Source organism: Pseudomonas sp. 30_B (assembly GCF_017491605.1).
Classification (GTDB): domain Bacteria; phylum Pseudomonadota; class Gammaproteobacteria; order Pseudomonadales; family Pseudomonadaceae; genus Pseudomonas.
This window is the reverse complement of the sequence record NZ_JAFGYY010000053.1, coordinates 1-3,238: the sequence shown is the minus strand read 5'-3', so window position 1 is coordinate 3,238 and position 3,238 is coordinate 1. Positions and strand designations below refer to the sequence as shown.

At 59.1% G+C, this 3,238-nt stretch carries 4 protein-coding genes and 3 tRNA genes; all 7 read left to right on the top strand.

What is annotated here, in order from left to right:
* Positions 1 to 189 precede the first annotated feature (189 nt).
* Positions 190 to 1,134, top strand: coding sequence for a bifunctional biotin--[acetyl-CoA-carboxylase] ligase/biotin operon repressor BirA (gene birA, locus J5M67_RS27125; RefSeq protein WP_207888502.1), 945 nt, complete (start codon positions 190 to 192; stop codon positions 1,132 to 1,134).
* Positions 1,124 to 1,873 (top strand): pantothenate kinase, encoded by a 750-nt coding sequence (locus J5M67_RS27120; RefSeq protein WP_207888501.1) that lies wholly within the window; start codon positions 1,124 to 1,126, stop codon positions 1,871 to 1,873. The genes birA and J5M67_RS27120 overlap by 11 nt, the downstream gene beginning before the upstream one ends.
* Positions 1,874 to 1,882: 9 nt before the next feature.
* Positions 1,883 to 2,563 carry an SPOR domain-containing protein gene (locus J5M67_RS27115; protein ID WP_207888500.1) on the top strand — a complete coding sequence of 227 codons (681 nt, stop codon included), beginning with the start codon at positions 1,883 to 1,885 and terminating at the stop codon, positions 2,561 to 2,563.
* Between the two features lie 141 nt (positions 2,564 to 2,704).
* Positions 2,705 to 2,789, top strand: a tRNA-Tyr gene (locus J5M67_RS27110).
* Between the two features lie 25 nt (positions 2,790 to 2,814).
* Positions 2,815 to 2,888, top strand: a tRNA-Gly gene (locus J5M67_RS27105).
* 19 nt (positions 2,889 to 2,907) lie between these two features.
* Positions 2,908 to 2,983, top strand: a tRNA-Thr gene (locus tag J5M67_RS27100).
* An 83-nt stretch (positions 2,984 to 3,066) separates the two neighbouring features.
* Positions 3,067 to 3,238 (top strand): GTP-binding protein (locus J5M67_RS27095; protein ID WP_243434909.1); only part of this gene is annotated, 172 nt, incomplete at its 3' end.

Here is a 3,238-nt window from a genome sequence, read left to right as displayed (position 1 = left end):
CGCATCGCCGATGGTAGTGTGGGGTTTCCCCATGTGAGAGTAGGTCATCGTCAAGCGCCTATCCCAAAGCCCCTGGTCAGCATCGCTGGCCGGGGGCTTTGCTTTTGCGCGCGGGAAAGTGGGCCATTGCCGCGTAGGCAATTCAGGCATGCCTCTATATGATGCGTGCCTGACTGTTGCGGGGGTGGTATGCAGACCTTGCTGAAATTGCTGAGCGATGGCCGCTTTCATTCCGGAGAAGAGCTGGGTGCTCTCCTTGGAGTAAGTCGCAGCGCTGTCTGGAAGCGCCTTGAGGGCTTTGAGCGAGACTACGGTATGGTCGTGCAGCGCGTGCGCGGCCGTGGCTATCGCCTGGAAGAGCCTCTGAGCATCATCTCGGCCAGGTCCGATTCCGGCCCATGGCCTCTTGATGTCCTGCTTTCAATCGACTCCACCAATGCTGAGGTTCTGCGACGCCTTTCTGCCGGCGCCGTGGCGCCGTTTGCCATTCTGGGCGAGCGGCAGACCGCAGGGCGGGGGAGGCGAGGTCGGCAATGGGAGAGTCCGTTCGGCGCCAACCTTTATTACACCCTGGGCATTACTGTGCGTGGTGGTGCGCAAGAGCTTGAAGGGATGAGCCTGGTAATTGGCCTTGCAGTAGCGAAGGCGATCCAGGAGATGGGTGTGAAGGATGTCGGCCTCAAGTGGCCAAATGATGTCCTGGTCGGTGGCAAGAAGATCGCCGGTATTCTGCTGGAGCTCACGGGAGATCCGGCTGACATCTGCAGTGTTGCCATCGGCATCGGCATCAATGTGAACATGCGCAAGGCAGATGCCATCGATCAGCCCTGGACCTCGGTGCGAGAGGCGCTGGGCAGGCTGGTTGATCGCAATGAGCTATTGCGGGCACTGGAGTCGCAAGTTGCGCAGGCGCTTTCCCGTCATCGTGAGCGCGGTTTCGCCGCTAGCCGCGAAGAGTGGGAGTGCCTTCATCTATGGCAGGGGCGGCAGGTCACGCTGTCTACTGCCGCCAAAAATATCGTTGGGCGCGCTCTTGGCATCGATGAGAGGGGCGCGCTGCGTCTCCTGGTGGATGGCGAGGAGCAGAGCTACAGCGGAGGCGAGCTGAGTCTGAGGTTGTCGGATGATTCTTGAGTTGGATTGCGGAAACAGCCTGATCAAATGGCGGGTGGTCAGAAAGCACGACCTGGTGACCGTCGCTGGAGGCGTGGCTGACTCTGATCGGGCGCTGCTCGAGCAGCTACAGGCGAGCGGGGTGGTGGATATTCGCTACTGCCGTATGGTCAGCGTACGCAGTGAGCAGGAAACCGATGCGCTTCGTGTCAGCCTGGAAGGCGCTTTTCCCATAACAGTTCAGATTGCTGCGCCGGCGACCGAGCTCAGTGGTGTGGTGAATGGCTATCGCGAGTACCAGCGGCTCGGGATGGACCGTTGGTTGGCTCTGGTTGCTGGTCATTGCCTGGCGGGGCGTGGCTGCCTGGTACTCGATCTCGGTACTGCAGTCACTTCCGACCTGGTCGACGCTGCCGGCAACCACCTGGGAGGCTACATTGCGCCTGGTATGCCGCTGATGCGCAGCCAGCTGCGCACGCATACTCGTCGCATTCGCTATGACGACGAGGCGGCCCATGAGGCGCTGCAGAACTTGCTGCCGGGCCAGGAGACTTCCGAGGCGGTGGAGCGCGGTTGCGTGCTGATGTTGCGCGGATTCGTACGGGAGCAGATCGAGCTGGCCAACAAGCTGCTGGGTGACGATTGCGCTGTCTATCTGACCGGGGGCGACGCCGAGCTGGTCAAGGATGAGTCCGCTCGAGCTGTTGTACTTCCGGATCTGGTATTTCTCGGCCTGGCGCTTGCCTGTCCGATCGAGTGAGTCTGATCGATGCGTTGGTTCTTCCTTTTTCTACTCGCCCTCAACGTCTTCTATTACGTCTGGCATCAACAGCAAGCGCCTCTCCGTCCGAAGGAGATCGCACCGCTCAGTCTATTTCACAGCGAGCAGAAGAATATTCGACTGCTCAGCGAGTCCGCCGAGGCGCCTCAGCGTCGCCAGACAGATGAAAAGCCGGCAGTCGCTCCCGCTTCCGCTTGCGCATACCTGGGCAGCTTCGCGGCCGAGGATCGTGCCAAGCAGTTGGTTCAGCGCTTGCTGAGCCTGGATGTGCAGGCTTCGGTGCAGGCGGTGAATGCGGCCGCCGGCATGGATTACTGGGTATATCTGCCGCCCCTGGCTTCGCGCCAGGCGTCTCTGTGGCAACTTCGCGAGCTGCAGGCGCGCAAGATCGACAGCTACATCATTACCGAGGGCGATCTCACGGACGGCATTTCCCTGGGAATATTCCAGCGCAAGGACTCTGCGGACAGCATCGTGGAGCGCCTGAAGGCGGCGGGCTACGACGCGCTGATCCGCGAACTGGCTCGTTCGCAGCATGATTACTGGGCGCAGGTCGCTCCGGAAAGCGGCCGCCTGGTGGATGACTCCCTGGTGCGCCAGCTGGCTTCGGATTTCCCCGAATTGCAAAAACAAACAATGCCGTGCAAAAGCGTTGCAAGCCCTCAATAGTTTGAATAGAATGGCGCCCGCTTCACAGGGGTGACCTGAAAAGGTTGAACACTTGAAGCCGTTGTCGAAGAGCTAAGCTCAAGTTTTTTAAAGAAAAACAGTTGACAACGCGGTGGCAGGCTGTAGAATGCCGCCTCACTCGGAGGGGTTCCCGAGCGGCCAAAGGGATCAGACTGTAAATCTGACGTCTCAGACTTCGAAGGTTCGAATCCTTCCCCCTCCACCAGTTTCAAGCGTGAGCTGCAAGCTCCGCGGGTATAGTTCAGTGGTAGAACCTCAGCCTTCCAAGCTGATGATGCGGGTTCGATTCCCGCTACCCGCTCCAAGTTTGTTGCTTATGTCTTGCTCATGTAGCTCAGCTGGTAGAGCACACCCTTGGTAAGGGTGAGGTCAGCGGTTCAAATCCGCTCATGAGCTCCATCTCGCAAAGGCAGATATGAAAATATCTGCCTTTGTTTTAATGGTGACGTGACTTTCTCAATTCCTTACGGGAGGCGGTCAAGATGGCTAAAGAAAAGTTTGAGCGTAACAAGCCGCACGTAAACGTCGGCACCATCGGTCACGTTGACCACGGTAAAACCACTCTGACCGCTGCTCTGACCAAGGTCTGCTCCGAGACCTGGGGCGGCTCCGCTCGCGCCTTCGACCAGATCGACAACGCGCCGGAAGAGAAGG

What these genes read in the sequence shown, in the direction of transcription:
- birA (WP_207888502.1), top strand. Translation starts at nt 190, where the DNA reads ATGCAGACCTTGCTGAAATTGCTGAGCGATGGCCGCTTTCATTCCGGA.
- J5M67_RS27120 (WP_207888501.1), top strand. Translation starts at nt 1,124, where the DNA reads ATGATTCTTGAGTTGGATTGCGGAAACAGCCTGATCAAATGGCGGGTG.
- J5M67_RS27115 (WP_207888500.1), top strand. Translation starts at nt 1,883, where the DNA reads ATGCGTTGGTTCTTCCTTTTTCTACTCGCCCTCAACGTCTTCTATTAC.